Source organism: Crenobacter caeni, from assembly GCF_010435965.1.
Taxonomy (GTDB): domain Bacteria; phylum Pseudomonadota; class Gammaproteobacteria; order Burkholderiales; family Chromobacteriaceae; genus Craterilacuibacter; species Craterilacuibacter caeni.
In genome coordinates this window covers 159,965-183,141 of the sequence record NZ_JAAGAA010000001.1, presented here as the reverse complement: position 1 = coordinate 183,141, position 23,177 = coordinate 159,965, and the positions used below count along the sequence as shown (strand labels likewise).

At 69.3% G+C, this 23,177-nt stretch carries 22 protein-coding genes; 12 read left to right on the top strand and 10 right to left on the bottom strand.

Features of this window, described 5'->3' with window-relative positions; all coding sequences use genetic code 11:
• From GZH52_RS00875 to GZH52_RS00865, 3 genes are all read right to left on the bottom strand, one after another.
• Positions 1-3,027 (bottom strand): efflux RND transporter permease subunit, encoded by a 3,027-nt coding sequence (locus GZH52_RS00875; RefSeq protein ID WP_163314663.1) that lies wholly within the window; start codon positions 3,025-3,027, stop codon positions 1-3.
• Positions 3,024-4,118 (bottom strand): efflux RND transporter periplasmic adaptor subunit, encoded by a 1,095-nt coding sequence (locus tag GZH52_RS00870; protein ID WP_163314662.1) that lies wholly within the window; start codon positions 4,116-4,118, stop codon positions 3,024-3,026. Before GZH52_RS00870 ends, GZH52_RS00875 begins: the two co-directional genes overlap by 4 nt.
• 89 nt (positions 4,119-4,207) lie before the next feature.
• Positions 4,208-4,666, bottom strand: a complete 459-nt coding sequence (locus GZH52_RS00865; protein ID WP_163314661.1) for a GNAT family N-acetyltransferase — start codon at positions 4,664-4,666, stop codon at positions 4,208-4,210.
• Positions 4,667-4,730: 64 nt separating this feature from the next.
• On the opposite strand from GZH52_RS00865, the gene parC reads away from it, so the two are divergent.
• Positions 4,731-7,076, top strand: a complete 2,346-nt coding sequence (gene parC, locus GZH52_RS00860) for a DNA topoisomerase IV subunit A (protein WP_163314660.1) — start codon at positions 4,731-4,733, stop codon at positions 7,074-7,076.
• Between the two features lie 6 nt (positions 7,077-7,082).
• Here the strand turns inward: parC and GZH52_RS00855 are convergent, their stop codons facing one another.
• Both GZH52_RS00855 and GZH52_RS00850 read right to left on the bottom strand, forming a co-directional pair.
• Positions 7,083-8,939, bottom strand: a complete 1,857-nt coding sequence (locus GZH52_RS00855; RefSeq protein ID WP_203525547.1) for a methyl-accepting chemotaxis protein — start codon at positions 8,937-8,939, stop codon at positions 7,083-7,085.
• 131 nt (positions 8,940-9,070) lie between these two features.
• Positions 9,071-10,012, bottom strand: a complete 942-nt coding sequence (locus GZH52_RS00850) for a LysR substrate-binding domain-containing protein (protein ID WP_163314658.1) — start codon at positions 10,010-10,012, stop codon at positions 9,071-9,073.
• 125 nt (positions 10,013-10,137) lie between these two features.
• Between GZH52_RS00850 and GZH52_RS00845 the strand changes: the two genes are divergently transcribed.
• From GZH52_RS00845 to GZH52_RS00820, 6 genes are all read left to right on the top strand, one after another.
• Positions 10,138-10,905, top strand: coding sequence for an ABC transporter permease (locus GZH52_RS00845; RefSeq protein ID WP_163314657.1), 768 nt, complete (start codon positions 10,138-10,140; stop codon positions 10,903-10,905).
• A complete protein-coding gene (locus GZH52_RS00840; protein ID WP_163314656.1) occupies positions 10,902-11,930 on the top strand; it encodes an ABC transporter ATP-binding protein in 1,029 nt (342 codons plus the stop codon). Before GZH52_RS00845 ends, GZH52_RS00840 begins: the two co-directional genes overlap by 4 nt.
• A gap of 29 nt (positions 11,931-11,959) precedes the next feature.
• Complete coding sequence (locus tag GZH52_RS00835; RefSeq protein WP_163314655.1) at positions 11,960-13,036, top strand: extracellular solute-binding protein; 1,077 nt, start codon at positions 11,960-11,962, stop codon at positions 13,034-13,036.
• A gap of 12 nt (positions 13,037-13,048) precedes the next feature.
• Positions 13,049-13,864 (top strand): ABC transporter permease, encoded by an 816-nt coding sequence (locus GZH52_RS00830; protein ID WP_203525545.1) that lies wholly within the window; start codon positions 13,049-13,051, stop codon positions 13,862-13,864.
• Positions 13,848-14,405 carry a TIGR00725 family protein gene (locus GZH52_RS00825; RefSeq protein ID WP_163314654.1) on the top strand — a complete coding sequence of 186 codons (558 nt, stop codon included), beginning with the start codon at positions 13,848-13,850 and terminating at the stop codon, positions 14,403-14,405. The genes GZH52_RS00830 and GZH52_RS00825 overlap by 17 nt, the downstream gene beginning before the upstream one ends.
• A 102-nt stretch (positions 14,406-14,507) precedes the next feature.
• Positions 14,508-15,419, top strand: coding sequence for a sensor domain-containing diguanylate cyclase (locus GZH52_RS00820; protein WP_163314653.1), 912 nt, complete (start codon positions 14,508-14,510; stop codon positions 15,417-15,419).
• Here the strand turns inward: GZH52_RS00820 and GZH52_RS00815 are convergent, their stop codons facing one another.
• Both GZH52_RS00815 and pdxH read right to left on the bottom strand, forming a co-directional pair.
• Positions 15,420-15,890 carry a YehS family protein gene (locus GZH52_RS00815; RefSeq protein WP_163314652.1) on the bottom strand — a complete coding sequence of 157 codons (471 nt, stop codon included), beginning with the start codon at positions 15,888-15,890 and terminating at the stop codon, positions 15,420-15,422. It abuts the gene before it with no gap.
• Between the two features lie 40 nt (positions 15,891-15,930).
• Positions 15,931-16,572, bottom strand: coding sequence for a pyridoxamine 5'-phosphate oxidase (pdxH, locus tag GZH52_RS00810; RefSeq protein ID WP_163314651.1), 642 nt, complete (start codon positions 16,570-16,572; stop codon positions 15,931-15,933).
• A 117-nt stretch (positions 16,573-16,689) separates the two neighbouring features.
• Between pdxH and hemA the strand changes: the two genes are divergently transcribed.
• Together hemA and prfA are read left to right on the top strand one after the other, a co-directional pair.
• A complete protein-coding gene (hemA, locus tag GZH52_RS00805) occupies positions 16,690-17,952 on the top strand; it encodes a glutamyl-tRNA reductase (RefSeq protein WP_163314650.1) in 1,263 nt (420 codons plus the stop codon).
• The gene (prfA, locus tag GZH52_RS00800) at positions 17,949-19,025 is read left to right on the top strand and encodes a peptide chain release factor 1 (RefSeq protein WP_163314649.1); all 1,077 of its coding nucleotides are present in this window, start codon (positions 17,949-17,951) and stop codon (positions 19,023-19,025) included. The genes hemA and prfA overlap by 4 nt, the downstream gene beginning before the upstream one ends.
• A gap of 4 nt (positions 19,026-19,029) precedes the next feature.
• Here prfA and GZH52_RS00795 read toward each other — a convergent pair whose 3' ends face one another.
• Complete coding sequence (locus GZH52_RS00795) at positions 19,030-19,746, bottom strand: hypothetical protein (protein ID WP_163314648.1); 717 nt, start codon at positions 19,744-19,746, stop codon at positions 19,030-19,032.
• Positions 19,747-19,791: 45 nt separating this feature from the next.
• Here GZH52_RS00795 and GZH52_RS00790 point away from each other — a divergent pair, with 45 nt between their 5' ends.
• On the top strand, positions 19,792-19,977 hold the full coding sequence (locus GZH52_RS00790; RefSeq protein ID WP_163314647.1) for a YgaP family membrane protein: 186 nt from the start codon (positions 19,792-19,794) through the stop codon (positions 19,975-19,977).
• Positions 19,978-20,004: 27 nt separating this feature from the next.
• Here GZH52_RS00790 and GZH52_RS00785 read toward each other — a convergent pair whose 3' ends face one another.
• Complete coding sequence (locus tag GZH52_RS00785) at positions 20,005-21,309, bottom strand: ATP-binding protein (protein ID WP_163314646.1); 1,305 nt, start codon at positions 21,307-21,309, stop codon at positions 20,005-20,007.
• Complete coding sequence (locus GZH52_RS00780) at positions 21,306-22,031, bottom strand: response regulator (RefSeq protein WP_163314645.1); 726 nt, start codon at positions 22,029-22,031, stop codon at positions 21,306-21,308. Before GZH52_RS00780 ends, GZH52_RS00785 begins: the two co-directional genes overlap by 4 nt.
• A gap of 171 nt (positions 22,032-22,202) precedes the next feature.
• On the opposite strand from GZH52_RS00780, the gene GZH52_RS00775 reads away from it, so the two are divergent.
• Both GZH52_RS00775 and GZH52_RS00770 read left to right on the top strand, forming a co-directional pair.
• On the top strand, positions 22,203-22,778 hold the full coding sequence (locus tag GZH52_RS00775) for a hypothetical protein (protein ID WP_163314644.1): 576 nt from the start codon (positions 22,203-22,205) through the stop codon (positions 22,776-22,778).
• Positions 22,779-22,826: 48 nt separating this feature from the next.
• The gene (locus tag GZH52_RS00770) at positions 22,827-23,126 is read left to right on the top strand and encodes a hypothetical protein (protein ID WP_163314643.1); all 300 of its coding nucleotides are present in this window, start codon (positions 22,827-22,829) and stop codon (positions 23,124-23,126) included.
• The last annotated feature ends 51 nt before the right edge of the window (positions 23,127-23,177 follow it).

The window sequence follows — 23,177 nt, the reverse complement described above, 5'->3', positions numbered from 1 at the left end:
CTAAGCGCGGCGACGCCCCTCCAGCAGCGAATACGCGGCCGGGATCACCAGCAGGGTGAGCAGCGTCGAGCTGACCATGCCGCCGATCACCGCGACCGCCAGCGGGCCGTTGGTCTCGGCGCCGGCGCCGAAGCCGAACGCCGCCGGTAGCATGGCCAGCACCACGGTCAGCGAGGTCATCAGCACCGGCCGCAAACGCAGCGGGCAACTCGCGAGCAGCGCCTCGTCGACCGCCATGCCGCGCGCACGGTGCTGGTTGGTCACGTCGACCAGCAGGATCGCGTTCTTGGCGACCAGGCCGATCAGGAGCACCATGCCGATCACCGAGTACACGTTCAGCGAGTGGCCGGTCAGCCACAGCGCGACCAGCGCGCCGACCAACGCCAGCGGCTCGGCCAGCATGATCAGCGCCGGCTGCAGGAAGCTGTTGAACTGCGCGGCGAGGATCAGGTACAGCATCAGGCTGGCCAGCACGAACACGGTGATCAGCTCGCCGCCCGAGCGGTCAAGCTCGCGCGCCTCGCCCTTGAACTCGACGCGGTAGCCCGGCGGCAACAGCGGCTCGGCCGCCGCGCGCACCACCGCCATCGCTTCGGCCAAGGGCATGGTCGGCGACGCCGACATCCCCGCCGAGTACATCAGCGCCATCCGTTCGATCTGCGAGGGGCCCAGCTTGGGGCGCACCTCGGCGACCGCCGACAAAGGCACCAGTTCGCCCGCCTTGCTGCGCAGATAGATCGCCGACAGGTCGGCCGCGGTCGCGAGCTTGCCGCCGGCCGCCTTCAGGCGGATGTCGTAGCGCTCGCCGTCACCGTCGGAGAACTGCGCGGCGTCGCTGCCGGCGGTCAGCAGGTTGACCGCCTCCAGCACGTCCTGCGTGGAGAGCCCCGCCTTGGCCGCCGCCTCGCGGCGCACGTCGACGGCGAGCATCGGCAACTGGCTCTCGCTGTTGGCGTCGGCGCGGCCGATGCCCGGCTCGGCGGCGAGCTTGGCCTGCAGCGCCTCGTTGATGCGCTGGATCTCCTTGAGGTCGGGACCAACCACCGAGAACTGCAGCTTGCCGCCGCGGCTTTCGCCGACGCGCGGGAAGGGGAAGGCCGACACGCGGGCGCCGGCGACCGCCCCCATCTTGCGGCGTACCTCGGCGAGCACCTCGCCCTGGCTGCGTTCGCGTTCGTCGCGCGGCTTCAGGCGCACCATCATATTGGTCTGGTTGGCCGAGTTGCCGCCGAAGCCGCCGACAATCGCGAGCACGCTGTCAACCTCGGGCAGCTTCATCAGCGCCGCCTCGGCCGCGCGAGTGCGCTCGTCGGTATAGGCAAGGCTGGCCCCGACCGGCGTCTTCAGCGACACCATGAAGCGGCCCTCGTCTTCCTCCGGGTAGAACTCGGACTTCATCAGGAGCGCGACGCCGCCGCCGGCGATCACCAACGCGAGCGAGCCTGCCAGCACCGCGCCGCGGTGGCGGACCGAAGCCTCCAGCAGCCGCCGGTAGCCCGACTCCAGAGCATCGAACGCAGATTCGAACGCGCGGTAGACGCGCCCGTGCGAGGGCTCGGCCTTCAGGAAACGCGAACACAGCATCGGCGTCAGCGTCACCGACACCAGGAGCGACACCAGCACGCCGACGCTGACCACCACCGCGAAGGTCGAGAACAGGCGGCCGACCGTGCTGGTCAAAAACAGCACCGGCATGAAGATCGCGACCAGGCTGAGCGTCGCCGCCACCACCGCGAAGATCACCTCGTTGGTACCGCGCACCGCCGCGTCGAACGGCGCCTCGCCGCCCTCCTCGCGCCGGTGCACCGCCTCGAGCACCACGATGGCGTCGTCGACCACCACGCCGATCAACAGCAGCAAGGCGAGCAGGGTGATGGTGTTGAAGGTGTACCCCATGAAGTACATCAGCGCGATGGCACCCAACAGCGACACCGGGATCGCAAGCGAGATGATCAGCGTCGCGCGCCAGTTGCGCAGGAACGCCCACACCACCAGCGCGGCGAGCAGCGTGCCCTCGAACAAGTGGTCTTTCAGCGCGCCGACCATCTCGTTGATGAAGTCGGCCGAGTTGGACGACACCTTGAGCACGAGGCCGGCGGGCAGGTTGGCCGAAATCGCGTCGACACGTGCGAGCACCTCGTCGGCGATGGCGACGGTGTTGGTGTTGGGGATGCGCACGATGCCGATGCTGACCGCGGGCTTGCCGCCCTCGCGCGCGAAGCTCTTGAGGTCGCCCTCGCCGTCGAGCACCTGCGCAACGTCGGACAGGCGCACCGGCGCCTCGCCCTGCCAGCCGACAACCAGCCCCTTGAGCGCCGACACCGAGTGGAACTCTTGGTCGAGGTCGACCAGGTACTCGCGCGGGCCGGACTCGATGGTGCCGCCGGCGTCCTGCCGGTGCTCGCGCTTGAGGGCGGCCTTCACGTCCTGCGCCGAGAGGCCGTGCGCGGCGAGGCGCGCCGGGTCGAGCTCGACGCGGATCACCCGTTCGCCGCGCCCGCGCACCCACACCTCGCCGACGCCGTCGACCGACTCGAGCTGCTTGCGGATCACGTTGTTGGCGAACTGGTAGAGGTCGCGCTCGCTGCGCGCGCCGGACAACGTCAGCCAGATGATGGGGCTGGCGTTGGCGTCGGTCTTGGTCACCACCGGCGCGTCGGCCTCGTCCGGCAGGCGGCGGCGCGCCCGCTCGAGCTTGGACTGCACCTCGTTGAAGGCGACGTCGATGTCCTTGTCGAGGTTGAAGGTGATCTTCACCTGCGAGCGGCCCGGGCTGGAAGTCGATTCGAGGATGTCGATGCCCGGCACGCTGTTGACCGACGACTCGATCACCTGGGTGACGCTCTGGTCGATCACCTCCGGCGTCGCGCCGGACAGCGAGGTCGACACCGTCAGCGTCGGCTGCTCGATCTCGGGATAACGGTCGACACCGATCTTCTGGTAGGCGACGACGCCGAACAGCACCACCACCGCCGAGAGCACGAAGCTCAGCACATGGCGGCGGACAAACAGCTCGATCCAGTTCATGCGCCCGCCCCCTTGCCGGCGGCGGCCGTAGCCTTGCCGCCCTGCCCTTCGCTGACCTTGGCCCCGTCGGACAGGAAGCCTGCGCCGTCAACGGCGACGCGCTCGCCGGCCTTGAGCCCGGACGTCAGCTCGACGCGGCCGTCCGCCTCGGCGCCGACCGTCACCTTGCGCTCGGCAGCCTGGCCCCCCTCGACGCGGTACACCACCTTGCCGCCCGGGCGCTCGACCACCGCGGCGGCCGGCACCGACAGCGCCTCACGCCGCTCGAGCTCGACTTCGGCGTCCAGCGCCTCGCCGACCCGCCACGGCGCGTCGGCCGGCAGCATCGCCCACGCGACGCGCGCGCGGCTCGCCGTGTCCAGTCCGGCGCGCACCTCGTCGATGCGCACGGTCAGCGTCTTGCCGTGCGCGGACAGGCGCACCGGCATGCCGACCGCGAGCGCGTCGCCGTCGGCACCGCCCAGCGCGAGTCGCACCCGGCGGCCACCGTCGGCGTTCAACAGGAATGCGGTCTTGCCGGGGGTCACGTAGTCGCCGGGATTCACCTCGCGCGCCTCGATGACGCCGGCCATCGGCGCGCGGATCTGCGTGCGCGCGCTGTCGCGGCCCTTGCTGCGCGCCAGCGCCTGGGCGGCGGACAGCTGCTTCTCCAGCGCCGTCAGCTGCGCGGTCGACGCTTCGAGCGCGGCCGGCGAGATGAAGCCCTGCGCCAGCAACGCCTGGTTGCGCTTGACCGTCGAGCGCTGCTCGGCGAGCAAGGCCCCGACGCGCGCCGCGTCGGCCTCGGCGCCCAGTTGTGCGTCATGCGCGCTGCCGGGGTCGACCTCGGCCAACAGTTGCCCGGCCGCCACCCGCTGGCCGGCGTCGACCAGCACCTTGAGCACGCGGCCGCTGCTCTCGGCGGCGACCTCGGGCGCGAGCACCGGCTCGACCTCGGCCCAGACGCGCGCGACACGCGCCATTGGGGCAAGCTTGGCCGTTTCGGTCGTCACCGGCGTCGGCGGCGGGCCCTTGCGGGCGCCCTTGTCGGTGGCGGGCTGGCAGGCGGCAAGCGCGAGGCAGAGGGCGAGCGGGGAGAGCAGGTGTTTCATCGGCGGCATCCGTCCATTCATTGGCCGCCATCTTAAACGCTCTTCATGACAGCGGCGCCCGCCATTAACACCGCTTAACCATTTCGCCGTCAGCCGCGGCGCATCGTCACGTGCGGGATGCCGCCGTCGTCGTACGGCTCGCTGACCGGCACGAAGCCGAACGCCTGGTAAAAGCCCTGCTTGTCGGCCTGCGCGGAGAGCATCATCGGCGCGCCGGGCCAGTGGCGCGCGCACCCGGCGACCGCCTCGGCCATCAGCGCACGGCCCAGCCCCGTCCCGCGGCACGCGGGCTCGAGCACCACGCGGCCGATCGCCGCGGCGTCCGGGTACTTGTCGCCCGGCGCGATCAGGCGCGCGTACGCGACCAGCGCGCCCGCGTCGTCCACTCCCAGCAAGTGCAGGCAGTCGCGGTCGACGCCGTCGACGTCGCCGTAGATCGACTGCTGCTCGACGACGAACACGGCATCGCGCAGCGCGAGCACGTCGTACAGGCGGGACGGCGAAAAGTCGTCAAAACCGTGGCAACGCCACGTGATGGGGGTGGGCATAGTACAATCCTCGCTCTATTGATTCACCGAACATCATAACGCCGCCCGCGCGCGGCGCGTCAGCATGAACCAGGAACCCGACCTCTTCGACCTTCCCGACACCCCGGTGCCGCCCCCGCCCTCCGCCACGCCGCCCGCCGGCGACGCCGACGGCTGGATCCCGCTCGACTTGTACGCCGAGCGCGCCTACCTCGAGTACGCGATGAGCGTGGTCAAGGGCCGCGCGCTGCCCGAAGTCGCCGACGGCCAGAAACCCGTACAGCGGCGCATCCTCTACGCGATGCGCGACATGGGGCTGGTCGCCGGCGCCAAGCCGGTCAAGTCGGCCCGCGTGGTCGGCGAGATCCTCGGCAAATACCACCCGCACGGCGACGCCTCCGCCTACGAGGCGATGGTGCGCATGGCGCAGGACTTCACGCTGCGCTACCCGCTGATCGACGGCCAGGGCAACTTCGGCTCGCGCGACGGCGACGGCGCGGCGGCGATGCGTTACACCGAGGCGCGCCTCACCCCCTTGGCCGAACTGCTGCTCGCCGAGATCGACATGGGCACCGTCGACTTCGTGCCCAACTACGACGGCGCCTTCGAGGAGCCGGCGCTGTTGCCCGCGCGCCTGCCCATGGTGCTGCTGAACGGCGCCTCCGGCATCGCGGTCGGCATGGCCACCGAGATCCCGCCGCATAACCTGCGCGAGGTCGCCGCCGCCGCGATCGCCCTCTTGGAAAACCCGGCGCTCACCACGGCCGAGCTGATGCAATACGTGCCGGGGCCAGACTTCCCCGGCGGCGGACAGATCATCACGCCGGCATCAGACATCCTCGCCGCGTACGAGAACGGCCGCGGCTCGGTGCGCGCGCGCGCGCGCTGGGAAGTCGAGAAGCTGGCGCGCGGCCAGTGGCGGGTGGTGGTCAGCGAGCTGCCGCCGGGCTCGTCGGCGCAGAAGGTACTCGCCGAGATCGAGGAGGCGACCAACCCCAAGGTCAAGTCCGGCAAGAAGACCTTAAGCCAGGACCAGCAGAACCTGAAGAGCCTGATGCTCTCCATCCTCGACCGCGTGCGCGACGAGTCCGACGGCGAGCAGCCGGTGCGCCTGGTGTTCGAGCCCAAGTCGAGCCGGCAGGACGTCGACGAGTTCGTCAACGTGCTGCTCGCGCAGACCAGCATGGAAACCAACGCGCCGCTCAACCTGGTGATGCTGGGGCTGGACGGCCGCCCGGCACAGAAGGGCTTGCGACAGATTCTCGCCGAGTGGCTGGACTTCCGCCACACCACGGTCGGCCGCCGCCTGAACCACCGCCTGGACAAGGTCAATCAGCGCATCCACATCCTCGAAGGGCGGATGATCGCCTTCATCCATATCGACGAGGTGATCCGCGTGATCCGCGAGGCGGACGAGCCCAAGCCCGAGCTCGTCGCCGCCTTCGGCCTGTCGGATGCGCAGGCAGAGGACATCCTCGAGATCCGCCTGCGCCAGCTGGCGCGGCTGGAAGGCTTCAAGCTGGAGAAGGAGCTGTCGGCGCTGCGCGAGGAGCGCGACGGCCTCCAGCACCTGCTGTCCGACGAGGCCGCGTTCCGCGCGCTGATCGTCGGCGAGATCAAGGCCGACGCCGAGAAATACGGCGACGCACGCCGCTCGCTGATCGAGGTCGCCGAACGCGCGGTGCTCGAACAGCGCGCGGCCGACGAGCCGGTGACGCTGATCCTGTCGCAGAAGGGCTGGCTGCGCGCGCGCGTCGGTCACAACGTCGACCTGTCGCTGCTCGCGTTCAAGGACGGCGACGGCCTCGCCTGCGCGGTCGAGACGCGCACGGTATGGCCGGCGATCGTGCTCGACAGCAAGGGCCGCGCCTACACCGTCGACGCGTCGGTGGTGCCGACCGGCCGCGGCGACGGCGTACCGGTCACCTCACTGATCGACGTGCAGGATAACGCCAAGGTCGCCTGGCTGCTGGCCGGCCCCGACGACACCCGTTTCGTGGTCGGCGGCAGCGGCGGCTGCGGCTTTGTCGCGCGCGTCGCCGACATGGCCGGCCGCGTGAAGGCCGGCAAGGCTTTCCTGACCGTGAGTGAAGACGAAAAGGTGTTGCAGCCGGTGCGCGTCAGCCGGCCGCTGGCCGAGTGCCAACTGGTGGTCGCCAGCAGCAGCGGGCGCCTGCTCGCCTTCCCGGCAGAAGAAATGAAGGAAATGGCCAAGGGCCGCGGACTGACGCTGATGGCGCTGGACGAGGGCGACGCGGTCACCGCGTTCGGGCTGGTCAGCGCCGAGCGCGCGCAGCTTTCGGTCACCTCGGTGCGCGGCAAGGCGTCGGAAGAGAAACTCGCGCTCGCCGAATACGCCGGCAAGCGCGCGCGCAAAGGCAAGCTGATGCCGAAGAAGTGGCAGGTCGGCGCGATCACCGACCCCGCCTGACCCTCCTTAAAGCCGGAAGCGGCCGAACGCCTGTTCCATCTGGCGCGCGGTCGCGTCCAGTTCGTCCAGCAGGGCGCTGACCGCCTGCACCGCCCGGTCGTTCTCGTGGATATGTGCGTCGACCGACTCGGTGGTCTGCGCGATCAGCGTGCTCGCCTTCTGCTGCTCGGTCGTCGACAGCGCGATCTCGCCCATTTTGGCCACCACCTCCTGCATGGCGGCGCCGACGCTCTGCATGTCGGCCTTCAATTCGTCCAGGCTGCTGCGCCCGCTGCCAACCGCTTGCGAGGTACGTTTCATGTCGGCCACCGCCTGTGCGGTCTCGCCACGCACCGCCTCGATCATCGAAGTGATCTCCAGCGTCGCCCGGGCGGTGCGTTCGGCCAGTTTCCTCACCTCATCGGCCACCACCGCGAAACCACGGCCCTGCTCGCCCGCGCGCGCAGCCTCGATCGACGCGTTGAGCGCAAGCAAATTGGTCTGGTCGGCGATGTCGCTGATCACGCCGGTGATGCTGGAAATTTCCTGGGAACGCTGCTCCAGCCCGCCCAGGATGCGCTCGAGACCCTCGACCGAGGTCATGGTCACCGACATGCTGTCGACCATGCGGGTCACCGCCTTTTCGCCGTGCAGCATGCAGGCGTGCGTATTGCGCACCTGTGCATCCGCCTGGGTGGCGTTGTCGGCGATGGTGGTGACGCTGACCGAGATTTCCTCGAGTGTCGCGGCGTTGGCCGAGGAAACGTCGGCCATCTGTCGCGAGCCGTCAGCAACATTGCCCACCTGCGCGTGCGCAGCCCCCACCCCGCCGGTCAGCCGGGTCGCATCCTCACGCAAACCGGTGAACAGCACGTGCAGGCGAGCGATGAAGGTATTAAATGCAGAGGCGGTCTCGGCAATCTCGCTATAGCCGTCCTCCGGCAGGCGTACGGTCAGGTCGCCCTCGCCGCTGGCGATGCCGCGCATCGCGTCGTGCAGGCCGTCCAGCCCGGAGAGCGCGCGGCGGGTGATCACGAAATTCAGCGGCACCATCAGCAACAGCGCCAGCGCAGCCACCCCGGCCAGGCTGTATAGCAACTGGCGCAAGGGCGCGTTCAGCACCGCCTCGTCTGCGGCGACGCCGAGAAACCAGTCACTGCCGGGCACCGCCTCGATGCGCACCAGTTCGCGCTTGCCGTCCGCCTTGTCGACGCCGCGCGTCTGCCCCTCCTGCGCCAGCGCCGCGATCGCCGGCGCGTCCAGCGCAGGCATGTCCTCATTCAAGGGCTTCATCGAGCGGGCCGCGTCGGGATGGGCAATCACCCGGCCGGCCTTGTCGACCAGGAAAGCGTAACCGTCGCCGCGCAGGTGCAGCGCGAGCACGCTCTTGACGATGGTATCGGTGTTGACGTCGGCGGCGAGTACTGGCGCGCCCTCCCCCGGCAGCCGGGTCGACAGCGTGACGGTCAGCGCGCCGGTGTTGGCGTCGGCGTAGGGACTGCTGACGGCGACCGCAGGCTGGGCGGGCGCCTTGCTGTACCACTCGCGGCTGGAAAAATCGAAATCGGCGGGCGCGACCCAGCCGTCGGAGAACTGGTGACGCCGGTCGGGGTAGGCGGCGAACATCACGGCAAAGCCGCCGGTGGCGGCGCCTTCCTTCAGCCTGGTCAGCAAGGCTGCATCATCCGCAGGCAGGCTAGTCACACCGGCCAGCTGCTGGCGCTTGCCGGCCAGCCACTGGCCGATCGACCGGCTCTGCGCCTTGGCAACAGTGTCGAACTCCTGGTGGATGGCCGTGCTGATTTCCCGGCCAAGCTGCAAGTAGGCCAGACCAACCAGAACGGCCGCCAGCAACGCAAGAAACAGCGAGTTCCAGCCGATCAATCTGGCCTTTAACGAATTCCGGACCCCCATACTCCCTCCGCATGTCATTTGCTTTCAATGCAGATAATGCGCGAAGGGTAAACGGCACTCAAATAATAAGCACTCGCTATTTAATGTGGATCAAGCACGGCCTATTCGAACTCGGGGATCACGTTCTGCTGCTCGGGCAGCCCCGGGCCGCCGCACTTGTGCCCTTCCTCCAGCAGCCAGTTGCGGAAGGCGAGGAACACCGGCGACTCGAGCTGCTCCTCGCGGTAGCACAGGTAGTGGCCCTGGCCGAGCAGCTCGGCGCTGTCGAACGGCTCGACGACGCGCCCGGCGGCAATCTCGGTCGCGGCGAGGCAGCGCGGCACCAGCGCGTAGCCCATGCCGGCCTCGACCGCGCTGATCAGCGAGTTGTACTGCTCGAAGCGCGCGCCGCTGCGCAAGGGTTGCGCGGCGAGGCCGCGCGCGCGGCACCACTGCGCCCACGCGTCGGGCTCGCCCTGGTGGATCAGGATGCGCGCGTCGGCCAGGTCCTGCGCCGATTGCGGCAGTTTCTGCCCGCTGACCGCTTCGGGTGCCGCGATCAGCACGAAATGCCGGCCGGCGATGTCTTCGGCGACGACCCCCGGCCAGTGGCCGCTGCCGTAGCGGATCGCGATGTCGACGTCGTGCGGTTGCGCCTGGCGGCCGGACAGGTGCTGGTGGAAGGCGAGCATCACCTGCGGGTACGCCTCGCCGAACGCCGGCAGGCGCGGGATCAGCCACTTGGTCATGAAGGTCGGCACGCACGACACCGACAGGGTGCCGCGGCCGTGCTGGCTGCTCATCAGGTCGCTCGACGCGCTCTCCAGCATGCGCAGCGCCGGCTGTATACGCTGCAGATAATGGCGGCCGGCATGGGTCAGCACGAAGGAACGCCCGACGCGCGCCAAGAGTTCGACGCCGAGGAAGACTTCCAGGCCGGAAATCTGCCGGCTGACCGCGCTCGGGGTCACGCACAGTTCGTCCGCGGCCAGCGTCACCGACAGGTGGCGGGCGACGGCCTCGAAAGCCAGCAGTTCATGGATGCTCGGGCAGATTCGCTTCATCGGAACTCGGATGCCTTGCTTGCCAACCGCGCAAACGACGGCTGATGTTTAATCATTCGGATGTGAGTAGTCGCTAATATAATACCGGCTTTGCGACTTCCCCGCAGGCTTTAGTCAGGCGCCCCATGTTCATCCGCTTGGTTTCCTTTACCTACATGCTGTACCTCGTGCTGCCGATCGCGCTGATCCTGGTCGGCTCGTTCGGCGAGACCTGGGTCAACGCGCTGCTGCCCGAAGGCAGCACGCTCGCGTGGTACCAGGAGCTGTGGGATGACCGCAGCTTCACGCGCGCCTTCGTCACCAGCCTGATTGTCGGTGGCGCCTCGTGCGTGATCAACACCTTGTTGTGCGTGCCGCTGGCGTATTCGCTGGTGCACGGCGCGAAACAGAAGAACCGCTTCGCGACCCGCCTGTTGACGCTGTTGCCGGTGGCGGTGCCGACCATCACGCTGGGCTTCGGCTACATCCTGGTGTTCAACACCGACGCGATGCCGTGGCTGGGCAGCACGCCGCTCCTGATCGCCGCGCACGTGGTGCTGACGCTGCCGTACCTGACGCAGGCCTTGGTCACCGACCTGCGCCACCAGCGGCTCGACCGTCTGGAAGAGGCCGCCGCCACGCTGGGCGCGCGCCCGCTCGAGCGCTTCTTCGGCATCATCGTCCCCAACCTGCGCTACAGCCTGCTGTCCGGCCTGGTGATGGTCGCCGCGCTGTCGATCGGCGAGTTCCAGCTCTCCAACCTGATCGTCGGCTTCCAGAACCGCACCTACCCGGTCGTGCTGCTGCAGGCCTTCTACGGCGCCACCGGCTTCGCGTGCGCGGCGACCGTGATCCTGCTGCTGCTGGCCACCGTCGCCTCCCTGACATCCACCCTGGCATCGAAAAAAGCATGAGCCTCTCGTTCGAACACGTCGGATTCCAGTACCGCGGCACGTCCATCGGCGTGCACGACATCAACCTCTCGCTGGACAGCGGCGAACTGGTCGCGCTGATCGGCCCGTCCGGCTCGGGCAAGACCACCTTGCTGCGCCTGACCGCCGGCCTGATCACCGGCCACAGCGGCCGCATCGTACTGGGCGGACGCGACCTGTCCAACATGCCGGTACACGAGCGCCATATCGGCATGATGTTCCAGCACTACGCGCTGTTCCCGCACCTCACCGTGCTGGAGAACGTCGCCTACGGCCTGAAGATGGCCGGCGTCAAACCCGACGAGCGCCGCAAGAAGTCGCAGGAGATGCTCGAACTGGTGGGTCTGGGCCAGCTTGCCGCACGCCGTCCGGCGCAACTGTCCGGCGGCCAGCAGCAGCGCGTCGCGCTGGCGCGCGCGCTGGCGTACAGCCCGCAGGCCTTGCTGCTGGACGAGCCGCTCTCTGCGCTCGACGCTTCGATCCGCGGCCAGCTGCGCGACCAGATCCGCCAGCTTCAGCAGCAGTTCGGCGCGACCACCGTGCTCGTCACCCACGACCAGGAAGAGGCGCTGGCGATGGCCGACCGCATCGCCCTGCTCGACCAGGGCCGCGTGCTGCAGTACGGCACGCCGACCGAACTCTACGAGAACCCGAAGAACGAGACCGTCGCCCGCTTCGTCGGCCTGTCGACCATCGTCGAGGCCAGGGTATGCGCGGACAACCGCGTCGACACCGGCTACGCGACGCTCGCCTGCGACACCGCCGGCCGCGCCATCGGCAGCGCCGTCAAGCTGCTGGTCCGCCCCGAGCATGTCGAGGCCGACCCGGCCGAGGGCAGCGTCAACCGCATCGCCGGCCGCGTCACCCTCAACCGTTACCTCGGCTCGTTCAACCGCTACGACTTCGTGCCCACTGGCGGCAGCGAACCCTGGCTGGGCGAAGCACGCGTGGCACCGGCCGCAGCGATCGCCGTCGCCCCCGAACACATCCGGCTGCTCGCCGACTGAACACCCCCTACAAGGACCTGGAGACTGTCATGACCCTGCTGAACCGCCGCCAGTTGCTCGCCGCAACCGTCGCCACCCTGTTCGCCATGCCCGCGATGGCCTTTAGCGGCCCCGAGCTCTACCCGGGCGAGAAGGCGCTGTATAAGGCCGCCGCCAAGGAAGGCATCGTGGTGTCGTTCGACACCGGCCCGGAATGGGCGAACTGGAAGTCGCTGTTCAAGGAGTTCAAGAACCGCTACCCGGAAGTCGAGCTGACCTACAACGACCTGGGTTCGGCTGCGACCGTGGTCGCGCTGGAGAAGACCCGCCGCCGCCCGCAGGCCGACACCGCGTACTACTTCGCGCAGTCGGCGGTCGACGCCGCCGGCAAGGACGTGGTCGCGCCGTTCAAGCCGGTCAACTTCGACAAGGTCAGCCCGGTGATGCGCGAAGCCTCCGGCAAGTGGTTCGGCGTGCATTCGCTGAACGTCGCCTTCCTGGTCAACAAGAAGCTGGTCAAGAACATGCCGCAGGGCTGGGCTGACCTCCTGAAGCCCGAGTACAAGAACAGCGTGGTCTACCTCGACCCGCGCTCGACCGGCCAGGGCCAGGTGGCGGTGTTCGCCGCCGCCTTCGGCAACGGCGGCTCGATGGACAAGCCGCAGGCGGGTACCGACTACCTGGGCCGCCTGCACAAGGCCGGCAACGTGCTGCGCGTCGAGGGCACCACCCCGTACGCCAAGTTCCTCAAGGGCGAGATCCCGATCTGGATCGGCTACGAGAACGACGGTCTGAAGGCCAAGTACATGGACGGCATGAAGGACAGCATCGCCGTGGTGATCCCGAAGGAAGGCAGCGCGGCCGCGCCGTACGGCATGAGCCTCGTCAAGAACGCGCCTAACCCGAACGCGGGCAAGCTGTGGCTGAACTTCGTGATGAGCAGCAAGGGCCAGCAACTGTTCGCCGAGGGCTTCGTGCGCCCGGCGGTCTCCGGCGTCGCGCTGCCGGCCGCGGTCAAGGCCAAGATGCCGGATGCGCCGCAGGTCAAGCCGGTCGACGTGATCAAGGCCCAGCAGCAGAAGGCCGCCATCGACGCGGCCTGGTCGCGCGCGGCACTGTCCAAGTAAGGAAAGCCCGACATGATGCAGCGGTTCGGCGCGTGGCCCGCGCTTGCCTTTATCGGCCTGTTTTTTGTGTTGCCGCTTCTGGCGCTGGTGCCCGAGGCCCTGTCCGAAAACGGCGCGGCCTTCGGCCGCATGCTGGCCGACCCGCTGTTCTGGCCGGCCCTCGTCAACTCGGCCCTGCTCGGGCTGTCGGCCGGCGTGCTCTCCACGCTGGTCGGCGTCGCGGTCGCCTGGCAGCTCGCGCAGGCGTCGCCGTTCTGGCGCGACAAGCTGATGGCAATGCTGGGCCTGCCGCTGGCGTTCTCCGGCATGGTGATCGCCTACGGCTTCATCCTCGCCTTCGGCCGCGCCGGCTTCGTCACCCAGCTGTTGGGCTATCTCGGCGCGGACACCGCCGAGATCGGCGGCTGGGTGTACACCGTGGGCGGACTGACCTTCGCCTACGCGTACTACCTGATCCCGCGCGTCGCGCTGACGCTGTACCCGGTGTTCGCCAACCTCGACCTGCGCCCGATCGAAGCGGCACGCACGCTGGGCGCGACGCCGCGCCGCGCCTTCTTCGACGTGGTGGTGCCCGAAGTCGCGCCGTCGGTGCTCGGCTCGTGCGCCGTGGTCAGCGCGCTGGCGATGGGCACCTACGGCACCGCGCTCGCGCTGGTCGGCACCCAGGTCAACATCCTGCCGCTGCTGCTGTACGCCAAGATCGGCGACGGCGGCGCGGACTTCCCCGTCACTTCCGCCCTGTCGATCGTGCTGCTGGCCCTGTGCTCGCTGGTGCTCGGCCTGGGCGACTACTTCAGCCAACGCCGTGAACATGCAACATTCCACTGATACCGCCCACCTGCTCGACCTGCTGGCCCAGCGCCAGAGCGGGCCTGACCGCCTCGCGCAACCGGTCGCCATCGTCGGCCCGCGCGAAGCCAGCGAAGAGCAGGTCGACTGCGCTTACCGCCTCGCCCTGGCGCTCGCCGGCGCCGGCGTGCCGCTGGTCTGCGGCGGCAAGATCGGCGTAATGCAGGCAGCCGCGCGCGCCGCGCGCGACGCGGGTGGCACCTGCGTCGGCCTGCTGCCCGAAGAGGACGCGGCCTACGGCAACCCCTACCTGACCGTTTCGCTGCCGACCGGCCTTGGCCTGTCGCGCAACATGCTGGTCGCCCGCGCCGGCGCCTGCCTGGTCGCCGTCGGCGGCGGGCTGGGCACACACTCCGAGATCGCGATGGCGCTGCAGTGGAAGAAGCCAGTGTTCTCCATCTGCATGGCGCCAGAACTGCCGGGCGTACAGGCGTTCGACGACGAGGACGCGCTGCTGGCGGCCACCGCACGCTGGCTGCTCGAATTCTCGCCGCAGGGCAACCGCGACCTAGGCGGCTGAATGCGACGACCCTATCACCGCCCGCAAGGGCGGTTTTTTATGGTGTTTGACAGCCGGGATGGAATGCGCAAAAGATAGCAACCTCTTCCAAGGAGCTATCGGATGTTGGAAAGCCAGTTGCTGCGGGCGGTGGCGGATTCGCTGTCGGACCCGATCTTCGTCATCGACGACACCGGCCGCTACCTCGACGTGCTCGGCGGGAAGGATCGTGACGACTACGACAGCGGGCGTTACCTGATCGGCCAGACCTTGCATGAAGTCCTGCCCCAAGCCAAGGCCGACCGTTTCCTTAACTGGATCCGCGCGGCCCTCGCGCGCGGCGAAGTCACCCGCTACGAGTTTTCGCTATCGGCCGCCGAATGCGCGGGCAATCACCGGGAAGGTCCGAATGGCGAACAGTGGTTTGAAGGGAGGATCTCGCCGCTCAACGACCTGCCTGACAACATGCCGCCCTGCGTCGCGTGGATGGTCTTCAACATCACCCACCACAAGGCGATGCAGCAACAGCTGCGCTACATGGCGGCCAGCGACGCGCTGACCGGGCTGGCCAACCGCCACGCCTTCGACGAGCTGCTGCCGCGCATACAGGCCGAGCACCGCCGGCGCGGCCTGCCGCTGGCGCTCGCGCTGATCGACCTCGACCACTTCAAGTCGGTCAACGACCGTTACGGCCACCCTACCGGCGACGCGGCGCTACGCTGCTTCGCGGACGCACTGCGCACCCATTTGCGCGCCGGCGACGTGCCGATCCGGCTGGGCGGCGAGGAGTTCGCCGTGCTGCTACCCTCGACCGAAACCCCTGCGGCCAGCCTGACGCTCGGGCGGCTGCAGGCCGTGCTGCGCGCGCGGCCCATGCCCGTCGGCACAGGCGAAACGCTGACGCTGGCCTTCAGCGCCGGCATCGTCGATGCGGCGAGCCTGCCCGACAGCGACGCCGCGTACCACGCGGCGGATGCACGCCTCTACCAGGCCAAGCGCGCCGGGCGCGACTGCATCGCAGGCGACGACGCCTGATCAGGCCGCCGGGCGCAGCCTGGCGGACAGCGCACGCAAGAGGTTGCGCAGCACCTGGTCGCCGCATTCGCGGTAGTGCTTGTGGCCGGGCTTGCGGAAGAACGCGCCCAGCTCGCTCTCGGTCATCAGAAGGCCCGCGTCGGCCAGCAGCTGCTGCACGTCCTCCTGCTTGAGCTCGAAGGCGATGCGCAGCTTCTTGAGGATCAGGTTGTTGGAGAGCCGGCCGGACAGCGGCGCCGGCGGCGGCGCGTCGTCACGGCGGCCGCGCCTGAGCACGATCACGCCGTCGAGCAGGGCGGCGAGCACCTTGTCGTTGCACGGCCTGAACCCTTCTTCGTCCTCGCGCGCGAGCAGCGCGCGGAAGTCCACGCCTTCGGGGTCGAGCCCGCCGTCGCGCAACAGCGCCGGCAACTGGTTGTCGCGCAGGTCGAGCGCGTAGCGCACCTGGCGCAGGATATCGTTGTTGAGCATGGGGTTCCGTCAATTCAAAAGTTGGTCGCCGGGAGACGCCTTAAGGCGCGAGGCGGGCGATGCGCCAGCTCGCGTCGTCGTGCAGGGTGTACAGCACGCGGTCGTGCAGGCGGCTGGGCCGGCCCTGCCAGAACTCGACGCGGTCGGGCACCACCGCGTAGCCGCCCCAGTGCGGCGGGCGCGGTACCTTCAGCGGGTAGCGCACGCCGAACATCGCCGCGCGCTTGACGAGCTCGGCCTTGGACGGGATCTCGCTGCTCTGCTCGGACGCCCACGCGCCCAGCCGGCTGGTGTACGGGCGGCTGTCGAAATAGGCGTCGGACACTTCGGGCGCGACCCGTGCGACGCGGCCCTCGACGCGTACCTGGCGCTCGAGCTCGGGCCAGAAGAAGGTCAGCGCGACCCACGGGTGTGCGTCGAGCTGCCCGCCCTTGCGGCTGTGGTAGTTGGTGTAGAACACGAACTGGCCGTCCTCGACGCCCTTGAGCAGCACGATGCGCGCGCTCGGATGCCCGTCGTCGCCGACGCTGGCGACGTGCATCGCGGTCGGCTCGAGCACGCGCGCCTCGATCGCCTCGGCGAGCCAGCGCTCGAACTGGGCGACGGGGTCGGACAGGCAGTCGTCGGGCGACAACTCCTGCCGCGCGTAGTCCTGGCGGATATCGGCAAGATTGATCGACATGGCAGCTCCCGGCTAATCGGATAGCTCGCCATGATAGCGCGCGCCGTCGCCGGGGTCTGCGCGCGTCCGTCATTTCGGATAGAATCACCGCTTATTTGTCACCCTGGCCGCACGTCCATGCAGCTTGTCGCCTTCGGTCTGAACCACCTGTCTGCCCCGCTCGCGATCCGCGAGAAGCTGGCGTTCCCGGCCGACGTGCTGCCCGGTGCGCTCGCCAGCCTGGTCGGCTCCGAGGCCGCCCGCGAGGCGGCGATCGTGTCGACGTGCAACCGGACCGAGGTTTACTGCGCGAGCCCCGACCCGGCGGCGGCGCTGGGCTGGCTGGCCGAATTCCACGACCTGCCGCTGGAGACGCTCAAGCCCTACCTGTACCAGCTCGACACCTCGGGCGCCGCTCGCCACGCCTTCCGCGTCGCGTCGGGGCTCGACTCGATGGTGCTGGGCGAGACGCAAATCCTCGGCCAGATCAAGGACGCGGTACGCGCGGCCGAGGCGTCCGGCACGCTGGGCACACTGCTCAACGGCCTGTTCCAGAAGACCTTCGCGGTCGCCAAGGAAGTGCGCAGCAAGACCGAGATCGGCGGCGGCTCGGTGTCGATGTCGGCCGCGGCGGTCAAGCTCGCCGAGCAGATTTTCCCCAGCGTCGGCGAGCTGAAGGTGCTGTGCATCGGCGCGGGCGAGATGATCGAACTGGTGGCGACCCACTTCGCGGCGCGAAGCCCCAGGCTGATCACCATCGCCAACCGTACCGCCGCGCGCGGCGAGGCGCTGGCCGGCCGCCTCTCCGGCCGCACCTCGGCGGTGCCGCTGTCGGAGCTGCCGCAGATCATCGCCGAGTACGACGTGATCGTCAGCTCGACCGCGAGCCAGCTGCCCATCATCGGCAAGGGCCTGATGGAACGCGCCATCAAGGCGCGCCGCCACCGCCCGGTCTTCATGCTGGACCTGGCCGTGCCGCGCGACATCGAACGCGAGGTCGGCGAGCTGGACGACGTGTTCCTGTATACCGTCGACGACATCGCCGGCGTGGTCGAGGTCGGCCGCGAGGCGCGCGCGCTCGCCGCCGAAGAAGCCGAGGCGATCATCCAGGCGCGGGTCGCCGAGTTTCTCGGCTGGCTCGCCCAGCGCGGCCGCGTGCCGATGATCCGCGCGCTGCGCGACAACGCGGAGGCGACCCGCCTCGCGGTGCTCGCCGCCGCGCAAAAGCAGCTCGAGCGCGGCGCCGACCCGGCCGCGGTGCTCGATACGCTGTCCAAGCAACTAACCAACAAACTGATGCACCCGCCGACGCAGGCCCTGTCCGCGCGCGGCGGCGCACACGAAGACGCGCTGGCCGACGCGGTCGCGCGGCTTTATAGCCTACACCCGGAGTCGTCATGAAACCGTCGATCGCCGCCAAACTGTCGCAACTGGCAGAGCGGCTCGAAGAAGTCACCCACCTGTTGGCGAGCGAAAACGCCACCGCCGACATGGACGCGTTCAAGAAGCTGACGCGCGAACACGCCGACCTCACCCCGGTCGTCGAGACCTTTGCCGCCTACCGCCAGTGCGAGGCCGACATCGCGGCCGCCGAGGAGATGCTCTCCGACCCCGACATGAAGGCGTTCGCCGAAGCCGAGATCGAGGAGGGGCGTGCGCGCCTTGACGCGCTCGACGTCGAGCTGCAGAAGCTCCTGCTACCCAAGGATCCGAACGACGACAAGAACCTGTTCCTCGAGATCCGCGCCGGCACCGGCGGCGACGAGGCCGCGCTGTTCGCCGGCGACCTTTTGCGCATGTACACCCGCTACGCCGAGCGCCAGCGCTGGCAGGTCGAGGTGGTGTCGGCGTCCGAATCGGACCTGGGCGGCTACAAGGAAGTGATCGTGCGCCTGATCGGCCAGGGCGCGTTCTCGCGCCTGAAGTTCGAATCCGGCGCCCACCGCGTGCAGCGCGTGCCGGCGACCGAGACCCAGGGCCGCATCCATACTTCGGCCTGCACCGTGGCGGTGATGCCGGAGGCGGACGAGATTGCCGAAGTGGTGCTCAACCCGGCCGATTTGCGCATCGACACCTTCCGCGCGTCCGGCGCCGGCGGCCAGCACATCAACAAGACCGACTCGGCGGTGCGCATCACCCACTTGCCGACCGGCATCGTCGCCGAGTGCCAGGATGGCCGCTCGCAGCACGCCAACAAGGCGTCCGCCATGCAGGTGCTGGCGGCGCGCATCTACGACATCCAGCTGCGCGCGCAGCAACAGAAAGAGGCGGCCGAGCGCAAGAGCCTGGTCGGCTCCGGCGACCGCTCCGAGCGCATCCGCACCTACAACTACCCGCAGGGGCGGGTGACCGACCACCGCATCAACCTGACGCTGTACAAGCTCGACCAGATAATGGACGGCGACTTGACCGAGCTGACCGACGGCCTGTTGGCCGAACATCAGGCCGAGCTGCTGGCGGCACTGTCCGACTGAACGTTCAGGACGACGGCGCGAATTCGAAGTCTGCCGGCAGCTGCTCGCGCGGGATGCCAGCCGGATTGGTCGGCACCGTGTCGCGCGCGCACTCGCTGCCGGGGAGCGCCTGCACCGTCAGCCCGGCAAAGTGCGCGGCGCCGACCACGCCCAGCTGCAGGCGCCCACCGCCGGCCAGCTCGTCCAGCTGGCCACCGCCGATACGCCGACCGTCCGAGCGCACTTGCACATAGCCGTTGCACACCTCGACCTCGACCCGTAGCGGCTGGCCGTAGCCGATCGCCAGCGGGAACGACGCCGGCGCGCGCCAGAACGTTGCCGCGTGCCGTTTGACGATCAGCCGCTGCCGCCCCGCGTGGAAGGTCAGCCCCACCTGGCGCGAGGTGCCGCCGGTCAGCCCGAGCGTCGCCGCGTAGCCCCGCTCCAGTGTCAGTGTTGTTGCCAGCCGGTAATTGGCCGGTAAGCGCGCGCGGTTCAGCAAGGCGGCCTCGACCGCCCGCCCGGCGCACGCCCGCGCGTCCCCCTCGTACGGCGGGCAATAGCCGGCCAGCACGCCGTCCTGCACCGCCCACTGCCCAGACAGCACCGTCCACTCCCGCCCGAAGTCCTCTGCTGTCGGCGGCCGGTACTGCGCGCAGCCGGCGGCGAGCAACACCAGCACGGCCAGCAGCGGCTGTCTCGCGGCGCCGACAATATCCCTGAAAATATATTGATTATTCATATATCGAAACATAGAATAATGGCGCAACCAGCAAAGGAAACCACCATGCAGAAGAATATCGGCAACACCGAGCGCGTGATCCGCGTCGTCGTCGGCCTCGCCATCACCAGCCTCGCCTTCGTCGGCCCGGCCAGCCCGTGGGCCTTTCTCGGCCTGATCCCGGTCGCCACCGGCCTGATGGGCTGGTGCCCGCCGTACGCGATGCTCGGCATCAACACCTGCAAGAAGTAAGCTTGGGCGGGCGGCCCCGGTCGCCGCTCAGGCGGCCGGCAGCCATACCCGCACGCTGAAGCCGCCGTCGGCCTCGTCGACGAAGCCGAGCGTACCGCCGTGCTGGCGGACGACGCGCGCGACGATCGCGAGGCCCAGCCCGCTGCCGCCGTCGGTGCCGCGGTGCGCCGCCAGCCGCTCGAACGGCGCGAGCGCCGCCTCGCGCAGCGCGACGGCGATGCCGTCGCCGTAGTCGGTCACCCTCAACTCGACCCCGCCCTCCGCCGCGCGCACGCTCAGGCGCACCGGCGGCCGCCCGTAGCGGCGCGCGTTTTCCAGCAGGTTGGAGAGCAGGCGTTCGATGGCGAGCGGATCGGCCGCGACCGTCAGGCCGTCTTCCAGCTCAAGCTCGGCCGGCAGCGCGAGCCTGCCGAAGCGGGTGGCGACGCTGGCGGCCAGCTCGCCCAGCACCACCGTCTCGCGCCGCGGCGCCTCGCCGGCACGCGCGAAGTCGCTGAACTGGCTGACGATGCGGCCGAGCTCGTTCAGGTCATCCAGCATGTCATGGCGGTCGGCGCTGTCGTCCTGCATCTCGAGCAAGAGGCGCAGCCGCGTCAGCGGCGTGCGCAAGTCGTGCGACAGCCCGGCCAGCATCAGCCTCCGCTCGCGCTCGGCAGTATCCAGCGCGCCGTTCATCCGGTTGAACGCCTCGGCCAGCGCCCGCACCTCGCGTACGCCGCGCTCGGGCACCGGCTGCGGCGTGCGCCCGGCCTCGCGCTCGCGCACCGCCGCCGACAGCCGCGCCAGCGGCCGTACCACCTGCCAGGCGACGGCGAACGCGAGCGCGATCGCCAGCAGCGACGCGAGCAGCGAAGCCTGCAAGGTGGTGCCGAACGGCCGCTCCTGGAAACGCCCGGCCGGCACCACCAGCCAGTACGCGTCGCCCAGCACATGCACGGCGAACCACAGCTCGCGCCGCCCCTCAAACAGGCGCATGCGCAAGGTCACCGGCTCGCCCAGCGCCTGGGAAAGCCGCGCGGACAACTCGCGGCTCAAGGACGTCTCGCCGTCGTGGAAGGCGACGCCGATGTCGGCGGTGGCCTGCAGCAGGTGCGGGAACCCTGGCTTGTTCTGCGCGGCGAGGTATTCCTCGCGCGCCTCCGGCCCCAGCCCGTCGAGCGCCTCCTCGGCGCCGGCCAGCGCGTCGAGCACCTCGACGTACAGTTGCTCGCCGATCAGGCGGTGCCGTTCGGCGGCCGCCATCCACAGGGTGACCGCCTGCGTGATCAGCACGGCGAACACCACCAACAGCAGCAGGCGAACAAACAGCGACGGCGTGCGCAGGCGGATCATTCGCGCGGCTGCCCATCGGGCACGAACACGTAGCCGTAGCCCCACACGGTCTGGATATGGCGGGTCTTGCCGTCGCCGTTGTCCAGCGCCTTGCGCAGCCGCGACACGTGCACGTCTATGCTGCGGTCGAGCGAGTCGCCGCCGCCCTTGCCCAGCGCCATCTCCATCAGTTGCTCGCGGGTCAGCGGCCGGCGCGGGTGCGTCGCCAGTACCGAGAGCACCGCGTATTCGGCGCTAGTCAGGCTGACCACGCCGTGCTCGCCGACCAGCTCGCGCCGGCCAAGGTGCAGGGTGAAGCCGCCGAAACAGACCGCGTCCTCGGCGTCGTGGCTGGCGTTCAGCGCGGGGGTCGCATGGTGGCGGCGCAGCACGGCCTGGATGCGCGCGGTCAGCTCGCGCGGGTTGAACGGCTTGGCGAGGTAGTCGTCGGCCCCCATTTCCAGGCCGAGGATGCGGTCGATGTCCTCGCCGCGCGCGGTCAGCATGATGATCGGGATGGTCTCGCCCTGCGCGCGCAGGCGGCGTACCACCGCGAGCCCGTCCTCGCCGGGCATCATCACGTCGAGCACGACCAGGTCGGGCCGGTTGCGCGCGAGCTTGCGCTCGATGTCGCGCGCGTCGGGCAGCGTCTCGGCGCTCATCCCCTGCTGGACAAGGAAGCGCGACAGCAGGTCGCGCAGCTTGGCGTCGTCGTCGACGACCAGAATCTTGGCGTTTTCCATGGCACTCAGCTTAACGCGCACGCGCGCAAAGGTCAGCCGGCGCGCAAGCATGTGTTAAGGCAGCCGGCGACCGACACACTCGTTAACAAAGCCCGCGCCGCGCACCAAAAACCGGCAACACCTGCCACCTACACTGGCTGCATCAAACCTGACCACAAGAGGGACAACACCATGAAATCGCTGAACAAGACCCTGGCCGTCGCGCTGACCGCACTCGCCCTCACCGCCGGCGGCCACGCCTTCGCCGGCCCCGGCAAGGGCACAGGTGGCAAGTGCCAGGCGTCGCCGCTGCGCGAAGCCATCCTCTCCGGCGCGCTGACCGACGCCGAACTGAAGACGCTCGAGCAGGACCGCGACGCGCTGCGCGCACGCTACCGCGCGCTCAAACAGCCCGGCCAGCCGCTGGACGAGGCATCCCGTGCCGAACTTGACAAGCAGCGCGGCGCGCTGCGCGAGAAGACGCGCACGCTGGCGGAAAACGACGTGAAGGGCCCGGCGCGCGACGCGCTGCCGGCCAGCTTCTGCGGCGCGCGCGGCGACAAGGCGGGCAAGAGCGGACACATGCAGCCGCCGGCCGGGCTGAACGCCGAGCAGCAGGCTGCGTGGCAAAAGGACCGCGACGCGATGCGCGCCAAGATGCAGGCCGCGCGCGCCGACGGCAAAGTCGACGACAAAGAGCGCGCCGAGCTGCAGGGCCTGCGCGACGAGATGCAGCGCAAATACCACGCCGCGCCGGCCAAGCCCTGACGCAGCGTGCGGGTGGCAGCCGCCTGCCACCCGCCCTACAATCGCGCCATGCCCATCCGCTTCCTGCTGATCGCGCTGCTGTGCCTTGCCGGCAACGGCAGCGCGTTCGCCGACGACGACTGTGACAAGCAGGCCTCACACCGCCTGCGCGAATTGCGCGTGCGCGAGGCGCTCGCCAACGGGAACCTGACCCACGCCGAGGCCGAGCGCCAGCTGCGCCGGCTACACAAGGAGACCCGCCGCCCGAGCGGCCACGAACAGCGGCGCCTGGCGCCGGACGACGCGTTCGACGACGACGCACGCCATTACTGGCGCGACAAGCGCCGCTACAAGGCGCAACCGGACTGACACGCCGGCACGGATTCGTATAGCATGGACGGCGCGGGCACTAGCCCGCTG

Bases quoted from the DNA above. Each gene is read 5' to 3' on its own strand.
- GZH52_RS00875 (WP_163314663.1), bottom strand. From the start codon at position 3,027: ATGAACTGGATCGAGCTGTTTGTCCGCCGCCATGTGCTGAGCTTCGTG.
- GZH52_RS00870 (WP_163314662.1), bottom strand. From the start codon at position 4,118: ATGAAACACCTGCTCTCCCCGCTCGCCCTCTGCCTCGCGCTTGCCGCC.
- GZH52_RS00865 (WP_163314661.1), bottom strand. From the start codon at position 4,666: ATGCCCACCCCCATCACGTGGCGTTGCCACGGTTTTGACGACTTTTCG.
- parC (WP_163314660.1), top strand. From the start codon at position 4,731: ATGAACCAGGAACCCGACCTCTTCGACCTTCCCGACACCCCGGTGCCG.
- GZH52_RS00850 (WP_163314658.1), bottom strand. From the start codon at position 10,012: ATGAAGCGAATCTGCCCGAGCATCCATGAACTGCTGGCTTTCGAGGCC.
- GZH52_RS00845 (WP_163314657.1), top strand. From the start codon at position 10,138: ATGTTCATCCGCTTGGTTTCCTTTACCTACATGCTGTACCTCGTGCTG.
- GZH52_RS00840 (WP_163314656.1), top strand. From the start codon at position 10,902: ATGAGCCTCTCGTTCGAACACGTCGGATTCCAGTACCGCGGCACGTCC.
- GZH52_RS00835 (WP_163314655.1), top strand. From the start codon at position 11,960: ATGACCCTGCTGAACCGCCGCCAGTTGCTCGCCGCAACCGTCGCCACC.
- GZH52_RS00830 (WP_203525545.1), top strand. From the start codon at position 13,049: ATGATGCAGCGGTTCGGCGCGTGGCCCGCGCTTGCCTTTATCGGCCTG.
- GZH52_RS00825 (WP_163314654.1), top strand. From the start codon at position 13,848: ATGCAACATTCCACTGATACCGCCCACCTGCTCGACCTGCTGGCCCAG.
- GZH52_RS00820 (WP_163314653.1), top strand. From the start codon at position 14,508: ATGTTGGAAAGCCAGTTGCTGCGGGCGGTGGCGGATTCGCTGTCGGAC.
- GZH52_RS00815 (WP_163314652.1), bottom strand. From the start codon at position 15,890: ATGCTCAACAACGATATCCTGCGCCAGGTGCGCTACGCGCTCGACCTG.
- pdxH (WP_163314651.1), bottom strand. From the start codon at position 16,572: ATGTCGATCAATCTTGCCGATATCCGCCAGGACTACGCGCGGCAGGAG.
- hemA (WP_163314650.1), top strand. From the start codon at position 16,690: ATGCAGCTTGTCGCCTTCGGTCTGAACCACCTGTCTGCCCCGCTCGCG.
- prfA (WP_163314649.1), top strand. From the start codon at position 17,949: ATGAAACCGTCGATCGCCGCCAAACTGTCGCAACTGGCAGAGCGGCTC.
- GZH52_RS00795 (WP_163314648.1), bottom strand. From the start codon at position 19,746: ATGAATAATCAATATATTTTCAGGGATATTGTCGGCGCCGCGAGACAG.
- GZH52_RS00790 (WP_163314647.1), top strand. From the start codon at position 19,792: ATGCAGAAGAATATCGGCAACACCGAGCGCGTGATCCGCGTCGTCGTC.
- GZH52_RS00785 (WP_163314646.1), bottom strand. From the start codon at position 21,309: ATGATCCGCCTGCGCACGCCGTCGCTGTTTGTTCGCCTGCTGCTGTTG.
- GZH52_RS00780 (WP_163314645.1), bottom strand. From the start codon at position 22,031: ATGGAAAACGCCAAGATTCTGGTCGTCGACGACGACGCCAAGCTGCGC.
- GZH52_RS00775 (WP_163314644.1), top strand. From the start codon at position 22,203: ATGAAATCGCTGAACAAGACCCTGGCCGTCGCGCTGACCGCACTCGCC.
- GZH52_RS00770 (WP_163314643.1), top strand. From the start codon at position 22,827: ATGCCCATCCGCTTCCTGCTGATCGCGCTGCTGTGCCTTGCCGGCAAC.